Below are 18,565 nucleotides of genomic sequence, written 5' to 3' on the forward strand. Positions count from 1 at the left end.
GCGGTGGCGCGGCGCGTGGCGTGCCGTGGATGGCGAACCGCCAATGATGCGCGCATTGCTCCGGGCTGCCTATCGGCTTTTGGTCGCAGGAGCCTGCGCCTCGAGCCAGTCGGCGAGCGCGGTCATGTCGCGCAGGTCCAGCTCGGGCGGCTGGCCCAGTTCGGCGGGCCAGGGCAGGCCTTCGCGATTGATCCAGGCGGTGCGCAGGCCGGCGTCGCGGGCGCCGGCCATGTCCATCGCCGGATCGTCGCCGACGTGCAGGATCTGCCCGGGCGCCACGCCCAGCCGTTCGGCCGCGGCCAGGAAGATCCGCGGGTCGGGCTTCGCCACGCCGCTGTCGCGCGCGCAGACGTGGTGGACGAAATGCGCGTGGATGCCGATGCGCTGCAGGTCGGCGTTGCCGTTGGTCAGGCTGGCCAGCGGCCAGCGCGCGGTGATCCGTTCCAGCGCGGGCAGGCTGTCCGGATACAGCTCCACGCTGTTGCGCGCGGCGAAGTAGATTTCCCACAGCGTCTCGATCGGCGCGTCGTCCACGCCGCAGGCGGCGAACGCCTGCCGCAGGGTGAGCTGGCGCTGGCGGGTGAAGTCATGCGCCAGGTCCAGCCGCTCGGCGGCGACCTGCATGCGCAGCGTGCGCATGGCCGCGATCGGCCACGCGCGTGCGACGTCGGGATGATGCCGCCGCAGCCAGGCGTCCACCGCTTGGTCGGCGCGTTCGAGCGCCGGCAACACCGGCCACAAGGTGTCGTCCAGATCCAGCGTCAGCGCGAGTATCGGCACGCCCGCACGGCTCAACGGTTGCGGATGCGCAGCACCTGGCCGAGCTTGATCTGGTCGTTCTTCAGGTGGTTCCACTCGCGCAGCTGGGTCACCTCGACCGAATGCCGCTTGGCGATCGTCGACAGCGTGTCGCCCTTGGCCACCTTGTAGGTGGTCGCGGCCTGGGTGGCGTTCGCGGTGACCTTGCCGAAGTCCTTGCCTTCGGTCCGGCTGACCGTGGTGGCGCTGCCGTTCGCATGGGCCACGCCGGTGACGGTGACGTCGCTCACGCTGCCCTGGACCTTGCTCAAGCGGGCGGTGTCCCTGGCGTCGGCGCGGCGCTGCTCCAGCGCCTGCCGCGCCGCCAGCGTGTCGGGCGAGGTCGGCGCGATCGCGGCGCGTGCCGCGTAGGTGGCGCCCGGTGCCGACACTGGCGTGCCCCTGACCGGACGCGCGCCGACTTCGGCCAGGATCCGGCTGCGCCGTGAGGCGTCCAGCGCCACCAGCGCGCCATCGTCCTGGTACGGCAGCACGGCGTGCTTGCGCAGCGCCGCCTTGGCCGGCTCGGTCTGCATGAAGTCGATGAAGGCCTGCGCCTGGGCGGCCTTCGGGCTGCGCGGGTTGGTCACCAGGTACAGCGGGATGAACAGCGGGTAGCTGCCGTCGGCGATGTTGGCGACGGTGGCCGGCTTGCCGTTGATCGGAATCGCCTTGAGCTTGGCATTGCCGCTGATGCTGGCCAGGGTGGTCACGCCCAGGCCGTTCGGGTTCAGCGCGATGCCTTCTTCCAGCTTGCGCGTGTTGACGTACAGCCGCGGCGCCGCCACCGGCTGGTTGCCGCGGCCGAACAGCAGGCTGCGCAGGCTGTATTCCACGCCGTCGCCGGGGCTGGCCACCGCGTACACGTCGATCGGCGCGCTGCGGCCGCCGACTTCGCTCCAGTTGTGGATCTTGCCGTAGTAGATGTCGTGCACCTGCTTCAGCGTGAGGTTGCGGACCGGGTTGGACGACTGGGTGATGATCACCAGCGCATCCCACGCCACCGGGGTGAAGGTGAGGTTCGCGTTCTGCGCGCTGTTGTCGCTGGCGCGCGCGCTGCCGGCCAGGTCGGCGCTGCCCGAGGCCACCGCGTCGATGCCCGAGGCGGTGTTGAACGGCTGCAGCTCGATGTTGCCGTGGCCGGTCTTCTCCCACGCCTTCGCCACTTCGTTGACCACGCCGTTCGCGGTGGCGACGTCGCCGCGCCAGACCAGGCTGCTCTTGGCGGGGGCGCTGGCGTGCGCCTTCGGCTTGCTCTTGGCGAACGCGGGGGTGGTGAGGCAGGCCCCGATCAGGGCGACGGACAGCAGGCGGGTAAGACGGACGGACATGGTGGTGGGGAGCCCCGGCATGATTTAGGTGTGGACGGAAAGGCGCGAGTATGGCGCCATGCAGGCGCACACAAGGTGAAGCGATGAGGATATTTCATCGGCCTGAATGCAGAACATCAAGCGCTTTCATGGATTTGCGCGGCGGCGGCACGCGGGATGTGCGCCGGGACACGACCCGAAGGCGATCCCGGCCACGCTTTCGCCTGAATGGCTTCTCGAAAAACTTCCGGTGAAACGCCATTCCAGCGAAAGCCGGAGGGGCTTCGCAACAGCCGAAGGGCTGGTCATCCGGTGCCGTTGCGTTTCGATGGTTTGGAGTCGCTGGATCCCAGCTTTCGCCGGGATGGCGAGCTTGAAGCAGAGCTATTCGGGGTGCGCCTGGACGGGTTTCCCGGCCACTCAGTTGACCACCACGTAGCGCGTGCCGTCGTCGTCGGTGACCACCAGCACCAGCTGGCGCGGCTTCACCCCGGCCAGCCCGCGCAGCATGTGCAGGCTGGTGATGCGCTGGTTGCCCACGCCGATCACCACGTCGTCGGTGCTCAGCCCGGCGCGCGCGGCGCGGCTGCCCGGCTGCACCGCGCTGATCGCCACGCCGTACCAGCCCTGGTTGCGCTGGCTCTGGCTCAGCTCGGTGAAGCGCACGCCGGCCAGGCGCGGATCGAGCTGGCCGCCGTCGATGCTGGCCAGCTTCTCCGCGGTGAGCGTGGCGCTGACTTCGCGCAGCTTGCCGTCGCGCAGCACGCCCAGGCGCAGCGTGCTGCCCAGCGGCAGCAGGCCCTCGGCGTTGTTCAGTTCCTGCACGTTGTGCAGCGACTTGCCGTTCAGCGTGGTCAGCACGTCGCCCGGCTGCAGGCCGGCGTGCGCGGCGGCCGAACCGTCGGCCACGCCGGTGACCACCACGCCGTTGCTGTCCTTCAGCCCCAGCAGCTGGGCGATGCGCGGGGTGACCGTCTGGGTCTGCGCGCCCAGGCTGCCGCGCTGCACCTTGCCGTGCGCCAGCAACTGCGCCATCACTTCGCTGGTGAGGTTGCTGGGAATCGCGAAACCGATGCCCACGTTGCCGCCGGACGGCGAGAAGATCATCGTGTTGATGCCGACCAGTTCGCCGCGCAGGTTGACCAGCGCGCCGCCGGAGTTGCCGGGGTTGATCGAGGCGTCGGTCTGGATGAAGTTCTGGTAGCCGGAGCTTCCCGAATTGGAGCTGCCCAGGCCCGAGCGGCCCAGCGCCGAGACGATGCCGGCGGTGACCGTCTGGCCGAGGCCGAACGGGTCGCCCACCGCCACCACGTAGTCGCCGACCTGCAGCGCCGAGGAGTCGGCCAGCGGCAGCGCCTTGAGGTTCTGCGCCGGAATCTGCACCACCGCCACGTCGGTGGCCGGGTCGGTGCCGAGCAGCTTGCCCTTGAACGTGCGCCCGTCCTGCAGCGTCACGCTGATGTCGTCGGCGCCGCCGACCACGTGATTGTTGGTCAGCACGTAGCCCTTCGCCGCATCCACGATCACGCCCGAGCCCAGGCTCTGCTCGACGCGCTCGCGCGGGGTCGCCGGCAGGCCGAAGAACTGGCGCACCATCGGGTCGTCGAAATACGCATCGCGCACCTGCACCCGGGTCGTGGTGGAGATGTTCACCACCGCCGGGGTCACCCGCGTCAGCATCGGCGCCAGCGACGGCAGCGGTTGCCCGCCGACCGCGGCCGGCAAGGTGGCCGCGCGGCTGCCGGCCGGCGCGCTGCCGAGGGCGATGACGGCTACGGCCAGCAGGCCAGTCAGCCAGGGCACGAGGCGGGAAGGCAACGGCGACATGAGTCCTCCTGAAGGCGGTGGAAGCGGCGCTGCTTCGACCGGAGCGCGGCGCCACGGTTCCGTCCGGCCGAATGCTGTCATGGGACTTTACAACCAACGACGTCGGGGTTAACTTGCTTACCCGATATCAACCACAACATCTTGTGTTCACAAGCCAGCGCTGAGACAAGCACTGGTATCGACCGTCGCACTCTTGAGGGGGAGTCGTTGTCGTCGGGAACCAGGTGGCGCATGGGCCGGGGGGCAATCCCCTGTGGTCCGTCGAGTTGCCATCGACAGCATGAGCGACATTGTCGTATCGAATAAAAAACAACGCCGGCCGCAAGGTCGCAGCGAGAGGTCAGGAAGCCGATGAGCACAGTGCGTGCGCCAGCCACAAGTTCAGTCCCCAGCGCGAACGAAAGTTCAACCATGAATCCAGCCGCCAACCGTGATGCCGCCGTGGAAATCCCGCTGCAACCGGCGTCCTACGACATCTGGGACAAGAAGTATCGTCTAAAGGCGAAGTCCGGCGAGCCGGTCGACGCCACCATCGACGAGACCTACCAGCGCGTGGCGCGCGCGTTGTCCGACGTGGAAGCCAGCGACGAATTGCGCGGCCTCTGGTACGAAAAATTCCTGTGGGCGCTGCGCCGCGGTGCGATCCCTGCCGGCCGCATCACCTCCAACGCCGGCGCGCTGGCGCACAAGCCGGCCACCTCCACCATCAACTGCACCGTCTCCGGCACCATCCGCGACTCGATGGACGACATCCTGGAGAAGGTGCACGAGGCCGGCCTCACGCTGAAGGCCGGCTGCGGCATCGGCTACGAGTTCTCCACGCTGCGCCCGCGCGGCGCGTACGTGTCCGGCGCCGGCGCGTACACCAGCGGCCCGCTGTCGTTCATGGATATCTACGACAAGATGTGCTTCACCGTCTCCAGCGCCGGCGGCCGCCGCGGCGCGCAGATGGGTACGTTCGACATCAGCCATCCCGACGCCAAGGAATTCATCCGCGCCAAGCGCGAGGACGGCCGGCTGCGCCAGTTCAACCTCAGCCTGCTGATCACCGACGGCTTCATGGACGCGGTCGAGCACGACCAGGACTGGCCGCTGGTGTTCCCGGTGCACGTCAAGGAACAGGACGAGATCGACCTGGCCGACCCGGCCCAGGTGGTCTGGCGCGAGTGGCCCACCCACGAGAACTACGTCGACCGCGAGGACGGCCTGGTCGCCTGCAAGATCTACGGCCACATCCGCGCGCGGCACCTGTGGGACATGATCATGGTCTCGACGTACGACTACGCCGAGCCCGGTTTCATCCTGATCGACAAGGTCAACGAGATGAACAACAACTGGTGGTGCGAGCACATCCGCGCCACCAACCCGTGCGTCACCGCCGACACCTGGGTGCAGACCGCCGAAGGCCCGCGCCAGGTCGCCGACCTGCTCGGCCGCGGCTTCATGGCGCGGGTGGACGGCCAGGACCACGCCACCGGCGCCGAGGGTTTCTTCCGCACCGCGACCAAGCCGGTGCTGGCGCTGCAGACCGAGGAAGGCCACCGCCTGCGCCTGACCGAAGACCATCGCGTGCGCCGCGTCTCACGCCTGACCCGCTGGAGCGTGGACACCGAATGGTGCGCCGCTGGCGCGCTGCGGCCGGGCGACCGCGTGCTGCTCAACGACCATCGCGCCAACGCGCAGTGGCCCGGCGCGCTGACCGCGGAGCAGGGCTACCTGCTCGGCCTGCTGGTCGGTGACGGCACGCTCAAGCACGAGACCGCGGTGTTGTCGGCGTGGCCGCAGGCGGCCGTCGTGAACGGCTCCGTGAATCGCGGCACCCATGCGCTGATGGCCGAAGCCCTGCGCTGCGCGCAGACGCTGCCGCATCGCGCCGACTTCGCCGGCTGGTCGGAAGTGGCCGGCCGTGGCGAGTTCCGCATGAAGTCCGCCGCATTGCGCGATCTTGCCTTCGAGCTCGGCATGGACGTCGGCGACAAGGCGATCACCCCGGCGCTGGAACAGGCATCGAGCGAGGCCTATCGCGGTTTCCTGCGCGGCTTCTTCGACGCCGACGGTTCGGTGCAGGGCAGCCAAGCCAAGGGCGTGTCCGTGCGCCTGGCGCAGTCGGACCTGCCGCGGCTGGAAGCGGTGCAGCGCATGCTGCTGCGCCTGGGCATGCCGTCGCGCATCTACCGCGATCGCCGCGCGGCCGGCGAAAGCCGACTGCCGGACGGCCACGGCGGCACGCGGGCATACGCCACCCAGGCCCAGCACGAGCTGGTCGTCGCCGGCGAGTCGCTGCAGCGCTTCGCCGAGCTGATCGGCTTCGCTGACACCGACAAGGCCACGCGCCTCAAGGCGGCCCTGTCCGGTTACAAGCGCACCCTCAACCGCGCACGTTTCGTCGCCACCGTGGCCTCGCTGCAGGCTGATGGCGTCGAGGACGTCTACGACGTGCAGGTGCCGGGCATCAACACCTTCGACGGCAACGGCCTGCACGCGCACAACTGCGGCGAACAGCCCTTGCCGCCGTACGGCTCGTGCCTGCTCGGCTCGATCAACTTGACCACCTTCGTGCGCGATCCGTTCGGCCCGAAGGCGCGCTTCGACTGGGACGAGTACCGCGAGGTGGTCAAGGTGTTCACCCGCATGCTCGACAACGTGGTCGAGATCAACGGCCTGCCGCTGGAGCAGCAGCGCAACGAGATCATGGGCAAGCGCCGCCACGGCATGGGCTTCCTCGGCCTGGGTTCCACCGTGACCATGCTGAAGATGCGCTACGGGTCGGCCGACGCGGTGAGCTTCACCGAGGACGTCTCGCGCGAGATGGCCGTGGCCGGCTGGGAAGTCGCGCTGGAACTGGCCAAGGAAAAGGGCGCCGCACCGATCCTGCTGCGCGACTACACCGTCACCGGCGACATGCTGCGCAAGCGCCCGGAAATGGCGAAGGACGGCTACAAGGTCGGCGACGCCATCCCCGGCCGCGTGCTGCACGCCAGGTACAGCCGCTACATGCAGCGCATCGCCACGGTGGCGCCGAACCTGGTCGAGCAGCTGGCCGAGACCGGCGCGCGCTTCACCCACCACAGCTCGATCGCGCCCACCGGCACGATCAGCCTGAGCCTGGCCAACAACGCCAGCAACGGCATCGAGCCCAGCTTCGCCCACAGCTATTCGCGCAACGTGATCCGCGAGGGCAAGAAGTCCAAGGAAAAGATCGAGGTGCTCAGCTACGAGCTGCTGGCCTACCGCGCCCTGATCAACGCCGACGCCAAGGTGTCCACCGACGAGGCGGCCAACAAGCTGCCGGACTACTTCGTTTCCGCCGACGACATCAGCCCGAAACAGCACGTGGACATCCAGGCCGCCTCGCAGAAGTGGATCGACTCGTCGATCTCCAAGACCGCCAACGTGCCCACCGACTACCCCTACGAGGACTTCAAGGACATCTACTTCTACGCCTACAAGCAGGGCCTGAAGGGATGCACCACGTTCCGCTTCAACCCCGCCGCGTTCCAGGGCGTGCTGGTCAAGGAAGCGGACCTTGAAAGCACCCTCTACCGCTTCGAGCTCGAAGACGGTAGCGTTGTCGAACTGAAAGGCAATGAGCAGGTGGAATACGACGGCGAAATGCACTCCGCCGCCAACCTCTTCGATGCCTTGAAGGAAGGCTACTACGGCAAGTTCTGAACCGCCGCACGCCCCCGCGTGCGGCAACTCAAGCGGTCCACCGGAGGGGAACACCAGCATGTCCATCGATAACGAAACCGAAGCGAGCACCACCACCACCACGCCGGCCGCCGCCGAGGCGCCTGCCGTCGTCCTGCCGGTTCTGCCGGAAGTGCCGCCGGCACCGCCGGTTGCCGCACCCGCGCCGGCAAAGAAGAAGCCGGCAGCGAAGAAGAAGGCCGCCCCGAAGAAGGCCGCGGCCAAGAAGGCTGCGCCGAAGAAGGCTGCTGCAAAGAAGAAGGCAGCGCCCAAGAAGGCTGCGGCGAAAAAGGCCGCGCCGAAGAAGGCTGCCGCCAAGAAAGCCGTGAAGAAGGCGGCGAAGAAAGTCGCCAAAAAGGTCGCGAAGAAAGCGGCGGTGAAGAAGACCGCCGCGAAGAAGGCCGTCAAGAAGGCAGCCAAGAAAGTTGTCAAGAAGGCCGGCGCCGCGAAGAAAGCGGTGAAGAAGGTCGCGAAGAAAGTCGCCAAGGTGGTGAAGAAGAAAGCCGCCAAGGCCGCAAAGAAGGTCAGCAGCAAGAAGACGGCCGGCAAGAAGGCCGCACCGAAAAAGGCGGCAGCGAAGAAGTCCGCCAGCAAGAAAGCCGTCGCCAAGACGGCCAAGAGGTCCACTGCCAGCAAGAAGGCGAGCGTCAAGTCGGCAGCGCGCAAGCCTGCCGGCAAGAAGGCCGCTGCAAAACGGAAGTGAGCGACACCGCATGCGGCCCGGCCACGCGCCGGGCCGCATGCTTTTCGCAGCACGCCGCGTCCACACCGGCACCAACACTCGATAAAGAAGCGAACACCATGGCGATCAAGATCGACAAGAAGATCACCGGCTACAACGTGGTCAAACCCGAAGACAAGGTTGCCGCCACCCCGGTCGCCGCCGCCGCGCCGAAAGAGGCGCCGACGGCCGAAGTGATCCAGATGCACGAAAGCGTCGAGCGGCCCGAGACCCTGGTCGGCTCCACCTTCAAGATCAAGTCGCCGCTGTTCGAGCACGCGTTGTACGTCACCATCAACGACATCGTGCTCAACGCCGGCACCAAGCATGAGCTGCGCCGCCCGTTCGAGATCTTCATCAACTCGAAGAACATGGACCACTTCCAGTGGATCGTGGCGCTCACCCGCATCCTCTCCGCCGTGTTCCGCAAGGGCGGCGACGTCACCTTCATCGTGGAAGAGCTGAAAGCCGTGTTCGACCCCCGCGGCGGCTACTTCAAGGCCGGCGGCGTCTACATGCCCAGCATCGTCGCCGAGATCGGCGGCGTGATCGAACAGCACATGAAGAACATCGGGCTGATCCACGATCCGGAGATGGACGAGGCGACGCGTAAGCTGATTGCCGAGAAGCGTGCGGCGTATGAGCAGGCCGGCGCAAAAAAAAACTCTGACGTGAGCAAGGCGGCTTCGGCCGCGACAGCCTCCAGCGATACCGAATCCAACGGCTTCCCACCCGGCGCCACGCTGTGCCAGAAGTGCAATACGCAGGCGCTGGTGCTGATGGACGGGTGTCAGACTTGCTTGAATTGTGGGTATTCGAAGTGCGGGTGAATGTGCGCATACGAGCGAATTGAGCAAAAGGTGGCAGTCATGCCGCCCTTTTTATTTTGCGCAATTCCTCGCGGTAAGTTTTCACTTATCGGTGAGGCCGCTCAGGCTAACGCACCCGAGCTTCCTCGCACGGTCAGGCGATGCACTTCAGAGTTAACTCGCGCCCACTGGTTTCGGCAGTCACGCGGCTTCCGGCAAGTCATCGCTCAGATCCAAGCCCATCCAGCCAAGCAGTACCAGGCTGCGAATCGCATGGGCGACAGCGAGTCGCTTCTCATCCGAGTCCCAAGCCTTCTTCCATTCAAGGATATAACTGTAGAGTTGCTGCTCGCTGACCTTCTGGTTCGGGTGCGCTGCCTTGAGTTGCCGGCTGGCATACAGAACGGTCATCACCTCTTCAGCCTGTTCGGTGCTCTTGATGCGGCTGAAAAGGTCTACTGTCTTGGCGATTTTTCGTTCGTAGGGACGATAGGCGACCTCAAGCTTTGCACGCTCTTTCTCGTACTGGGGCGTTGCCCGCAGCGAGATCATCCGGCCGAGCGGCTGTTCGTGCAGCCAGTTGCGGTTGGCAAGATCGGCCAAGGCGGGATTCACATCATCGGAAAAGGGGCCATAGCTGCCCTTGCCGAATTGGAATCCGGTAGGTACGCCCATCTCGGTGACGACGTAGCAAATCTTCTGGAAGATCGTCCGCCCCACCGGATTGGCGTACGGCTGCCGTTGCAAACGTAGCAAGACCTCCATCAGCACGGTCCACGATGGATTCGCCCTCTCGTGTCTCCGACCTTTGCCATCCAACGTCATTTGCGACGGACTCGCCAGGAAATCGGGTTCCAGCTGCGAACGCGGCGTGCCGTAGGGCGCGTAGACTTCCACGTCGACAGGCAGGTAGGCGAGTTTGCGATAGATCAGTGGGCCGACCTCTTCCCAGCCCAGGCCGCCATTGCCGCATCCGAGCGGCGGCAGGGCGATGCTGCGGATATCCCATTTGTCGAGGTGTGCAGCGAGGTAATCCAGGCCTGCTTCTATGTCGGCGATGCGCGAGGGCGAGCGCCAATGGCGCTTGGTTGGGAAGTTGAGGATCCAGGCACCCGTCGCGTCGCGGTACGGGTACGGCTCGCCGATGCGCACCCGGCCATCTTTGCAGCGGGATGCATAGTCCTTGAACATCGCCGGGTAGCGCTTCCTGAATTCCTGCGCGATACCTTTTCCCATGACGCCCACGCAGTTGACCGTATTCACCAAGACTTGCGCTTGGCTGGTAAAGAGGTCGCCGATGAGTGCCTTGAACATGATTGCAATCCGTCAACGGAAGAATAAAGCCGGATTGACGCTGACCGGCAGCGTGAACCCGAGCGCGGACAGCTTGTCTCGTGCAGCAGCGTCCACAACGTGTGCGAAACCGGGACGGAGGAGGTTAAATCGTTTGGTTCCTGAGTTCATCGTGCTCTGGCCTTCTGCTTAACTTCCTCCGTCCCGATTTCGGTCCCGATTTCGAACGGCCGGCATCGTGATCGCGGGGGGACGTTCTTCTGCGGGGCTGGTTGATGAGGAGAGAGTCGCAGTACCCAGTTTAGGATAGATCTGGCGCCCGGCACTAAACGCCTTTTTAGAGCGGGCGACATACCATGCGTTCATTCTGATATCCCAGCTTCGAGCAGCACAGAATTGTTGCCAGTCAAGTTCGATGACGCGCTCCAGAGCGAGCTCGTCATTAACCAGCACAATGAGGATGAATTCGAACAGCTGCCGATCTCTGTCTGACGGATCCGGGTAAATGGTTCCCGTCTTCCTGGCTTTCTGGAGAGTTTTGATGGAGTAGCGGTTTCCTTCCCGAGATATAGCATCGATGTTCTTGGTGCCGCGGGGAGCGGCGGCGAGCAAAGAGAGGTCCGGTCGCTCTTTAAACAAAGAGATGGCAAGCTTTTCGCCGATTTCCCCGACATTGAAATTCAGGCCGCGTTTCCTCGCCTCTGTGTCAACAGCGGCACGTAGTTCCATAAGCTGTACGTCGCTGAGGGAATGCAGGTCTGCAGGTTCCCTGGAAATCTTGTTGTCACTCTTCATGCGTTCTGGCCGCTCCCCGGATATTGATCAATATAGCCTCCTCCGACAGCAGGAATGCTCGGCATTGTCTGATTACTTCGTCTTCGGGGAGCCTGGCGGGACCTTTGAGGCTGCACCCCCATACATTTGCAACGCGCCATCCCGACTCCAGCAGGACAGTCGTGGTCCGCTCATCCCCGAAACCGAAATCGGGACGGAGGAGGTTAAATCGTTTGGTTCCTGAGTTCATCGTGCTCTGGCCTTCTGCTTAACTTCCTCCGTCCCGATTTCGGTCCCGATTTCGCGAGCCCATCGGCTCGATCACGCGCCGGCTCGACATTCGGAATCATGCGAAATACGAAGGAGCGAGGGCTCTAGCCTAAGCGTAGGCGTCACCGGTGAGAAGAAGACAGCAAATCTCCGGCGGCGAACTTTCACAGCTTGGGGATCCACGACATACCGCGTCGGCGCGGCGCCTCCCCATTGCGTGGAGCGCCGACTTTTCGCCCAGCCTGTCGTCCGATACTGTCGATGGCGAACCAGATCACGTCGGTGCCGTGCTTGCGGTCCACACATAGCTCGGTCCGCAACCCGTGGGCAGAGTCGGAATGGCCCACGTGCGCACGCCATCGCCGAATGGGTCGTTGCGACAGCTTGGCGCCGACGTGGCCAGCATCTGCACGACGAGGCCGTAGCGGCAGAAGAAATTAAAGAGGACGTCGAGTTGCAGCTAATCGCCTTGTGGGTGGCCCCCACCATTACGGTCGTTCCACCATGCATGCAGCAGCATTTCACCGAGCAGGACAGAGGCGTCCACTTGCCGTCTTGAGCCCTCCAATTGCTCTACCAGTCGCCTCTGCAGCTCCTCGCCGAAAGGATCCGTTGCAAAGGTGCCGCCAGTTCTTCTGGGAGTCCATCGGGCCAGCCGTTCGATTTCCCGGATGTCCAGGCCATCGACTTGCTCTTTCAGGATCCGCAGCAGGTCTTCCAGTGGCAGTTCCGAAGTTCTGATCCAGGAAGGATCGAGCCCGACTAGCGAGCCCAGTTCTTCTACGGAAAACCCCAATGCCTGCATTCCTTCCGGGGTGAGCGCGGACCGAGGGCAGGCATGAAAGGGAAATCGCTTCGTACAAGCAATCACCACTTGTGCCAGTTTGGCGATATGTTCCCTGCAGCAGTCGGTGACATCCCTGTGCAGAAGTGTGTCCGGAACCTGATCCTCGGTCCCAGCGAAGCAGTGGCTCCAGCGTCGGGATGCGCCATGGCCACGGCTGACGCCAACCAGCGAGATGCGTCCTTCCTTCTGCGAATAGTTGCGCAGCTTCAGGAAGAATCGCATTGCCGGGTCACGCGACATTGCCGTCTGCTGCATGGCCCACCATGTGTCGAAGCCGGGAACTCGCGCCATCTCTTTCTGGGTCAGAAAGGTGACGCTTCGGGAGGCGGATACGAAGGCATTGAGGCAATATCCGAACTCGGCGCCTCCACGCCTTCGCATCAGGCCTGTGAAGTATTCGGCTTCGAGAAGCCGTTCCTCCACCAAAAGGAGACTGGTGAGCGGACGACGGGACTTGGTCATGCTTCTGCCAAGTTCGTGACCCAATCAATCGCTTGAAAAGCTCGGGGTGCCGATGCGGCTGAAGTAACCGCCGAACCTCTCGACCAGGGACGGAACGAAGAGCGGAGAGAGCGAGGCGAAGCGGAGGCTAGGCAACTCCTTCAATGCCTGTTCCGCAGGAAGAGCCAATATGTCGTGGAACTGGATCATCCACGGGCCGCGCTGGTTGGAGTCCAGGTCACGCAAGGGAAACAGGAAGTGCTGTTTTGGCGATCGGGCGTGTTGTATCAGGTTGGCGCACTCCTTTTCCTTTTTCGAGTCGGTCAAGTCCCTCCATTTCGCAGAGATGTCATCGCAGGCGGCGAGAAGGATCGTGTTGACCTTTCCTTCGTTGGCTAGATCACAGCGAGGGCTGACCACGATCCATGTTTTCCCGTCGCGATCGAGGAGATCGCCTGTATCCAGACGACTCTTCAGGGGCGGAACGAAATACGACTCCTCGGGATGAGTGGCATCCCCGCCCGCACTCAGCAGGGCATCATGGACATGGGCGACGACATGACGGGCAACAATGTCTGCCAATGCAATCCCGTTCTCCGCACCACCGTTGGTCCAGTGCTTCCAGCGAGGCCAGATGGACTGGAAGAACACTCTCGCCGTTTCCCGGTCAAATGCCGCCCTGACCATGCGAAGCTGGAGGAACATGTCCATGTGTTTGGCCAGCCATTTGAAGACTTGGTCGAGGCCATCTCCCTTGTCCATGATCTGGACCTGGGGAACACCATAGCCATCCCTGTCGGCTTCGGACTGCTGTCCTGTGTGCACAACCACACCGAGAGGCTGTGTGGCAATGATGTGGCGGACCAGCTCGTTGCCGTGGCTGTTGTTCTCCGTGACACCTTCTTCGACCTGCAATCGGAGATCGACCACCGCAGCGTCAAACCGGTGGAAATCGAGCTTTCGCTTTGCGTCCGGCACGGATTTGGATACGACGTGTTCGACCTGGAATCCCTTGTTCCCGGCATCGGCATTGTGTGCGGCGATGGCGTCGTTCCACTCGTCGATCTTAGAGTCGTCGTCCTCGACGATGAGTACCTTCAGGATGTGGGCGACATCGGTCATTTGGCTGGGGCTCTCCGCATCTCGATCACAAATGTCGTCTCTTCCGCTTCGGAGTCAAAGGCGACGTCTCCCTTGCTTGCCCGCATAGCCTCCCGGGCTATGGCCAAGCCGATGCCGGAGCCTTCCGTCTTCAGGGAAAATCCCGGATTGAACAGGTTTGCGTGGAATCTTTCCGCAACTACCGGGCCGTTGTTGGATATGGCAAGGCGGACATACTGCTTGGACTGGCTGATAGCGAACCTGATTCTGCGTGGACGCACAGGACTGCTTCCGAGCCAGTGCACGGCGTTGTCGATGATGTTGAGCACCGCAGCCATCAGATCGGATTCGTATCCGGTGACGAGTGCGGTATTGCCGGCGCTCTGAATGTCCGATTCGATCGACAGCTGGCCGAGAGCATCGCCGTAGAGGTTGATGCAACGATCGATGATCTCTTCCACGCTGAAGATCTTGGGACGTCCCCGCTTTTTCCCCGATATGGGATCGAGCGATTTGAAGAGCTTGCTGAGGTGTCCCGCCGAACTGTGGACCGACTTCGCCTCCTTGCCGAAGCTGGCTCTGAAATGTGAGCCGAATGCGGATTGTTCCTCCAGCCGCGGCGCACCATCGGCCAGGCGTTTGGAGCGGGTCGAGATATCCGAGAGGTACCGCCGTCCGTCATGAAGTACCTGGGAGACGACAAGGCCCAGTGTGGAGCGTGAAGCCAGCACTTGCTGGTAGGTTTCGAGCTCCGCAATGGACGTCTTCAGTGCGACGCTGTCCTGCTTGATGGCCCGCTCGATCCGGTTGCGGTAACGAAGGGGAAGGTCGGCGACCGCGCGGGTGGTTGCCCTCAGGTTCGCCCGGTTCCGCATTTCGCCGGTATCGACGGTGCTTTTGCGGCTCAGTCCGGCCGTCTGGCGAAAGTCCTGGCGGATGGATTCGACTTGGGCCAGCAGTTCGGTTACAAGACGCTTCAGGCGCTCGAAGGCCCCATTGTGTTCGAGCCCTTCGCGGCTGCTGCGCTCGACCAACCCGGATTCCTTCTCCCCCTGGATTTCCACCAGCCCCCAGACTTGGTTCAGTCCGAGTTTGCGGGAAGGGTTCTGCACCCTCATCCGTTCCAGTTCGAGCCAGTCGGTTTCGGCATCGCCGTAAGGTCTGATGCGAAATCCGTTCCTGTATATGCCGATGCCTATGTTCTCGTCGAGCACGCGCTTAGCATCGAGTCGGCCGATGCCCCCCAGGCCAAGTTTCTCGAAGAGTTCGACGATGGCGTTCCCTTCGCGGTCATAGATGTTCAGACGCAGATTTACCTTGCCGCAGGAAGCCTCCTCCGGCTGGAGCTCGGAGGCAGGTATGTCGATCGGCTGCGCCTTGGCATCTCCTCGCTGGTTGACGAGGGTACCCTTGAAGCGGCCCTTCGAATCGAAGGTCCCCTTGACCATGTAATGGAAGACGCGGTCGATCCCGAATGGTCGGATCTCGGTGGGGTCCGGTTGCCCGCCTTCCTCCTCGATGCCCGCCAGCAGGCCGGATACGAGGGACTGACCGTCGAATCCGTGGATCTCCTCGTGAAAACCGGACAGATCCAGGTATATCCGGAATTCGTCTTCCCTTGTCCTGATCGGGGAGGCAAGCCTCCGCAGCTCGCGTATCAGCTGCTCAAGCTGTTTTTTCGTCCACTTGTCGCGCAGGGCGTGGATTTCCAGGCGCACTCCCTGGGCCTCCCCACGTCCACCGGGCTTGGTTGATATGGGGATGTCGATCTGATCGAGATACGTCGCTTGCTCGAAGCGATCCCAGTTCACGTCGATCTCGCTGATCTCCAGCCGATGGCCGGGGATCTTCCTGGCGGTTCGCAGGTGCAACCGCTTGCCGAGTCGCGCTGTGGCAAAACGCCCGACTCCCTTGGCGCCGAGCATCGTGCGGTTTTTGGGGCTTAGCCGTCGCTCGACCTTGTCGCTGGTGGCTGGCTCGAACCACTTTTCCAGCAGGTCGTTGCCGGACATGCCGTGGCCTGCGTCGGAGACGGTGATGGTCCCGTTGTCGCCTGTCCAGATACCGTCAGCCGGTGGCGAAATCGTGATACGGACCGACGGGGAATCGGCATCGAAGGCGTTCTTGACCAGCTCGATCAACGCGGCCTCGGGACCGCTGATCAGCTGGTCACCGATGGTTCTGACAATCCTGGCTCGTGGCCGAAGTTTGGGCATTGCCTCTCCTGATGGCAGTCTCTGGCGGTCCGGGAGCGGAACCGATCACAATGCCCCTGTTACCACCTGGTCAGGCCGAAACGAGCCTGGTAGGCTCGCTCCTAATAATGTACAAGATGAATCCATCGTGAAAACATTTGCGGATCTGTTCTGTGGCGGAGGGCTTGGCGCCCGGGGGGCGGTCAATGCGGGACTGCAGCCACTGGTTGCCGTGGATCTGTGGGATATCGCCTGTCAGACCTACAGCCACAATTTCCCGTCTGCGACAGTGCTGAACCGCCGCATCGAGGAGATCGACCCATTGCAGTACGCGAGGCCGGGGGGGGTGGACCTCCTGCTTGCGTCGCCCGAGTGCACGAACCACTCAGTTGCGAAGGGGGCCGCTATAAGGGATGAGGGCAGCCGCGAGACCGCACTGCATACGATCAAATGGATCGCAGCGCTCAGGCCGCGCTGGTTCGTGATGGAGAATGTCAAGGAAATGAGGGCCTGGCCACGTTACCGGGAGCTTCACAACACATTGTCGGCGCTCGGCTATCAGGTGCGCGAGGAAGTGATCAATGCTGCCCAGTTTGGTGCCCCGCAGGCGCGAGTCAGGCTGTTCCTGATCGGTGGATTGAACATGCTCCCCCCAGCGATTACTCCATTGCCCTGTACGCCTGTCAGGACAGTCAGGGACATTCTCGACCCCGACGGGACGTGGCCCGAGCAACCCCTGTTCGTTGCGGGACGTGCGGCGAACACCGTGGTAAGAGCAAGGAATGCTATCAGGACACTGGGTCGTGACGCGGAATTCCTGCTCGTCTATTACGGATCCGGCGGGGAACGGAGCTGGCAGACTCTGGATCAGCCGTTGCGGACGGTTACCACGATCGACCGGTTCGCGCTCGTCCGGAAGCGGCGTGGGCGGTACATGATCCGGATGCTGCAACCCTCGGAACTGGCAAGAGCCATGTCGCTGCCTGATGCCCACGCCTTTCCGGTAGGAACGCGGCGTGAGAAGGTCAAACTGTGCGGCAACGGAATCTGCGCAACAGTCATCGAGACGATCGTGGAGCACCTGAAGGCCGTCGAGTTGGCCGAGTCTGACGCGATACAGAGGCAGGCAGAGTGTCAAGACCGAATAGCTTTGCCAGCCTGATCTCCAATGCGGCCATATCTCGGGTCTCGCATTCCCAGATCACGTGCACGGTCCAGCCATCGATTTCAAGCGCAGCAATGTTCCGTCGGTCCCTCGACTGGTTGGCCAGGAACTTCTGCCGCCAAAATTCCTGGCGCGTCTTCGGCGTGGTGGTCCACTTGCAGCCGTGTCTGTGCCAGAAGCAGCCATGAACAAAGATTATCTTCCTGTGCTTTGGGAACACGAGATCAGGCCGGCCGGGAAGGTTGCGTATATGCAGCCTGAAGCGTAATCCGAGTCTATGTGCACAGGAGCGCACAGCCAGCTCGGGGGCGGTGTCGCTACCCCGGATTCTGCTCATCATCCGGCTACGGATGGCTGGTGAAACTGTGTCCATTTGGGCTCGGTTGTAACCAGTCCGTATCAAATTCTGTACCAACAAGCTCGGAGCGAGCCAATGAACCAGGAGATGCCCGAATGGAAGCTATACGAGCGGCTGGTGGCGCGCATGCTTGTCGAGCAGTTAGAAACCGACCTCTGCGTTACGCCAAACGCGTATATCGTCGGCAGGATAACCGGTGTACGCAGACAGATCGATGTACTCATCGAGACACGGCATGACACCGACAACAGTCGCCGCATCATCGTGGATGCAAAGAAGAGATCGCGGAAGATAGATGTCAAGGATGTAGAGAGTTTCAGGGGGCTCATGGAGGATGTCGGTGCGACCCACGGTTACCTTGTAAGTCCGGCCGGCTACACCAAGGCCGCGGGAAAGAGAGCCCAAGCCGCCGTCTCCATTCGCATTGTGCCGCTGGATCGCCTGGAGGACTTCGACCCCTCTACATGGCCACGTTGCCAGAGGGAGGGCTGCAAGCACGGTCGCGTTTTCTGGGACGGCTATCCCGAACTCACCGTGGTCCTCCGGCCGCTTGATGATTCAGAGCCGGTGCACCAATCGTCGGTGCACTACGTCGGGAAATGTGATCGCTGCGGGCGGTTTCATGTGCGGTGCCTCGTTTGCAATGACATCCTGGCTCCTCCCGAGGACGATGAAGACGATTGCGGCCACCAATGCAGTTGCAGACCTCCTTGGTTCTGGCTCGCTTCCATCGAAGAGGACGAGGATGGCCATGACTCGGCCGAGCTGCATGCCTGCCTGATGACTGGCCGAGTCATAACCGTCGACCGGCGGTCGCTTTGAGGTGGTGAAGCCGTATTCATGGCGTGGCACGAATCGCAAGTGTTGGAGACCGTGAGGTCTTTGATCAGTCACGCGAGCTCGTTATCTCCGGCATAGCAGTAGCCCACCGAAAGTTTCAGAGCCTTCGTTGGCCGTTACAGGGTC

At 63.1% G+C, this 18,565-nt stretch carries 14 protein-coding genes; 5 read left to right on the forward strand and 9 right to left on the reverse strand.

Annotated elements, in window-relative coordinates; translation table 11 throughout:
* Window positions 1-69: 69 nt before the first annotated feature.
* The 3 genes from KK131_RS16760 to KK131_RS16770 form a co-directional block, all read right to left on the reverse strand.
* Window positions 70-780: an HAD family hydrolase gene (locus KK131_RS16760; protein WP_214558139.1), complete on the reverse strand. Its 711-nt coding sequence runs from the start codon at window positions 778-780 to the stop codon at window positions 70-72.
* Window positions 781-791: 11 nt separating this feature from the next.
* Window positions 792-2,129: a substrate-binding domain-containing protein gene (locus tag KK131_RS16765; protein WP_214557917.1), complete on the reverse strand. Its 1,338-nt coding sequence runs from the start codon at window positions 2,127-2,129 to the stop codon at window positions 792-794.
* Window positions 2,130-2,528: 399 nt separating this feature from the next.
* Window positions 2,529-3,935, reverse strand: a complete 1,407-nt coding sequence (locus KK131_RS16770; protein ID WP_214557918.1) for a Do family serine endopeptidase — start codon at window positions 3,933-3,935, stop codon at window positions 2,529-2,531.
* Window positions 3,936-4,346: 411 nt separating this feature from the next.
* Here KK131_RS16770 and KK131_RS16775 point away from each other — a divergent pair, with 411 nt between their 5' ends.
* The 3 genes from KK131_RS16775 to KK131_RS16785 all read left to right on the forward strand — a co-directional run bounded on the left by KK131_RS16775 (window position 4,347) and on the right by KK131_RS16785 (window position 9,176).
* Window positions 4,347-7,607 carry an LAGLIDADG family homing endonuclease gene (locus tag KK131_RS16775; RefSeq protein WP_214557919.1) on the forward strand — a complete coding sequence of 1,087 codons (3,261 nt, stop codon included), beginning with the start codon at window positions 4,347-4,349 and terminating at the stop codon, window positions 7,605-7,607.
* 58 nt (window positions 7,608-7,665) lie between these two features.
* The gene (locus tag KK131_RS16780) at window positions 7,666-8,328 is read left to right on the forward strand and encodes a hypothetical protein (RefSeq protein WP_214557921.1); all 663 of its coding nucleotides are present in this window, start codon (window positions 7,666-7,668) and stop codon (window positions 8,326-8,328) included.
* Between the two features lie 98 nt (window positions 8,329-8,426).
* Complete coding sequence (locus tag KK131_RS16785; protein ID WP_214557922.1) at window positions 8,427-9,176, forward strand: NrdJb; 750 nt, start codon at window positions 8,427-8,429, stop codon at window positions 9,174-9,176.
* A 180-nt stretch (window positions 9,177-9,356) separates the two neighbouring features.
* Here KK131_RS16785 and KK131_RS16790 read toward each other — a convergent pair whose 3' ends face one another.
* The 5 genes from KK131_RS16790 to KK131_RS16810 all read right to left on the reverse strand — a co-directional run bounded on the left by KK131_RS16790 (window position 9,357) and on the right by KK131_RS16810 (window position 16,097).
* Window positions 9,357-10,469: a macro domain-containing protein gene (locus KK131_RS16790; RefSeq protein WP_214557928.1), complete on the reverse strand. Its 1,113-nt coding sequence runs from the start codon at window positions 10,467-10,469 to the stop codon at window positions 9,357-9,359.
* A 168-nt stretch (window positions 10,470-10,637) separates the two neighbouring features.
* Window positions 10,638-11,243, reverse strand: coding sequence for a hypothetical protein (locus KK131_RS16795; RefSeq protein ID WP_214557929.1), 606 nt, complete (start codon window positions 11,241-11,243; stop codon window positions 10,638-10,640).
* Between the two features lie 709 nt (window positions 11,244-11,952).
* Entirely contained in the window at window positions 11,953-12,801 is an 849-nt protein-coding gene (locus KK131_RS16800) for a hypothetical protein (protein ID WP_214557931.1), read from the reverse strand.
* Between the two features lie 24 nt (window positions 12,802-12,825).
* Window positions 12,826-13,902 carry a hypothetical protein gene (locus KK131_RS16805; protein ID WP_015446666.1) on the reverse strand — a complete coding sequence of 359 codons (1,077 nt, stop codon included), beginning with the start codon at window positions 13,900-13,902 and terminating at the stop codon, window positions 12,826-12,828.
* Complete coding sequence (locus KK131_RS16810) at window positions 13,899-16,097, reverse strand: sensor histidine kinase (protein ID WP_214557933.1); 2,199 nt, start codon at window positions 16,095-16,097, stop codon at window positions 13,899-13,901. Before KK131_RS16810 ends, KK131_RS16805 begins: the two co-directional genes overlap by 4 nt.
* A 127-nt stretch (window positions 16,098-16,224) precedes the next feature.
* Between KK131_RS16810 and KK131_RS16815 the strand changes: the two genes are divergently transcribed.
* Window positions 16,225-17,238 (forward strand): DNA cytosine methyltransferase, encoded by a 1,014-nt coding sequence (locus KK131_RS16815; protein WP_214557934.1) that lies wholly within the window; start codon window positions 16,225-16,227, stop codon window positions 17,236-17,238.
* Here KK131_RS16815 and KK131_RS16820 read toward each other — a convergent pair.
* Complete coding sequence (locus KK131_RS16820) at window positions 17,135-17,614, reverse strand: very short patch repair endonuclease (RefSeq protein WP_214557935.1); 480 nt, start codon at window positions 17,612-17,614, stop codon at window positions 17,135-17,137. The two genes, KK131_RS16815 and KK131_RS16820, sit on opposite strands and share 104 nt — an antisense overlap.
* Before the next feature lie 60 nt (window positions 17,615-17,674).
* Here KK131_RS16820 and KK131_RS16825 point away from each other — a divergent pair, with 60 nt between their 5' ends.
* A complete protein-coding gene (locus KK131_RS16825; RefSeq protein ID WP_214557944.1) occupies window positions 17,675-18,421 on the forward strand; it encodes a restriction endonuclease in 747 nt (248 codons plus the stop codon).
* Window positions 18,422-18,565 lie beyond the last annotated feature (144 nt).

It is taken from the genome of Rhodanobacter sp. LX-99, assembly GCF_018599185.1.
Lineage (GTDB): Bacteria > Pseudomonadota > Gammaproteobacteria > Xanthomonadales > Rhodanobacteraceae > Rhodanobacter.

Bases quoted from the DNA above. Each gene is read 5' to 3' on its own strand.
- KK131_RS16820 (WP_214557935.1), bottom strand. From the start codon at position 17,614: ATGGACACAGTTTCACCAGCCATCCGTAGCCGGATGATGAGCAGAATC.
- KK131_RS16810 (WP_214557933.1), bottom strand. From the start codon at position 16,097: ATGCCCAAACTTCGGCCACGAGCCAGGATTGTCAGAACCATCGGTGAC.
- KK131_RS16775 (WP_214557919.1), top strand. From the start codon at position 4,347: ATGAATCCAGCCGCCAACCGTGATGCCGCCGTGGAAATCCCGCTGCAA.
- KK131_RS16765 (WP_214557917.1), bottom strand. From the start codon at position 2,129: ATGTCCGTCCGTCTTACCCGCCTGCTGTCCGTCGCCCTGATCGGGGCC.
- KK131_RS16790 (WP_214557928.1), bottom strand. From the start codon at position 10,469: ATGTTCAAGGCACTCATCGGCGACCTCTTTACCAGCCAAGCGCAAGTC.
- KK131_RS16785 (WP_214557922.1), top strand. From the start codon at position 8,427: ATGGCGATCAAGATCGACAAGAAGATCACCGGCTACAACGTGGTCAAA.
- KK131_RS16825 (WP_214557944.1), top strand. From the start codon at position 17,675: ATGAACCAGGAGATGCCCGAATGGAAGCTATACGAGCGGCTGGTGGCG.
- KK131_RS16800 (WP_214557931.1), bottom strand. From the start codon at position 12,801: ATGACCAAGTCCCGTCGTCCGCTCACCAGTCTCCTTTTGGTGGAGGAA.
- KK131_RS16770 (WP_214557918.1), bottom strand. From the start codon at position 3,935: ATGTCGCCGTTGCCTTCCCGCCTCGTGCCCTGGCTGACTGGCCTGCTG.
- KK131_RS16780 (WP_214557921.1), top strand. From the start codon at position 7,666: ATGTCCATCGATAACGAAACCGAAGCGAGCACCACCACCACCACGCCG.
- KK131_RS16795 (WP_214557929.1), bottom strand. From the start codon at position 11,243: ATGAAGAGTGACAACAAGATTTCCAGGGAACCTGCAGACCTGCATTCC.
- KK131_RS16805 (WP_015446666.1), bottom strand. From the start codon at position 13,902: ATGACCGATGTCGCCCACATCCTGAAGGTACTCATCGTCGAGGACGAC.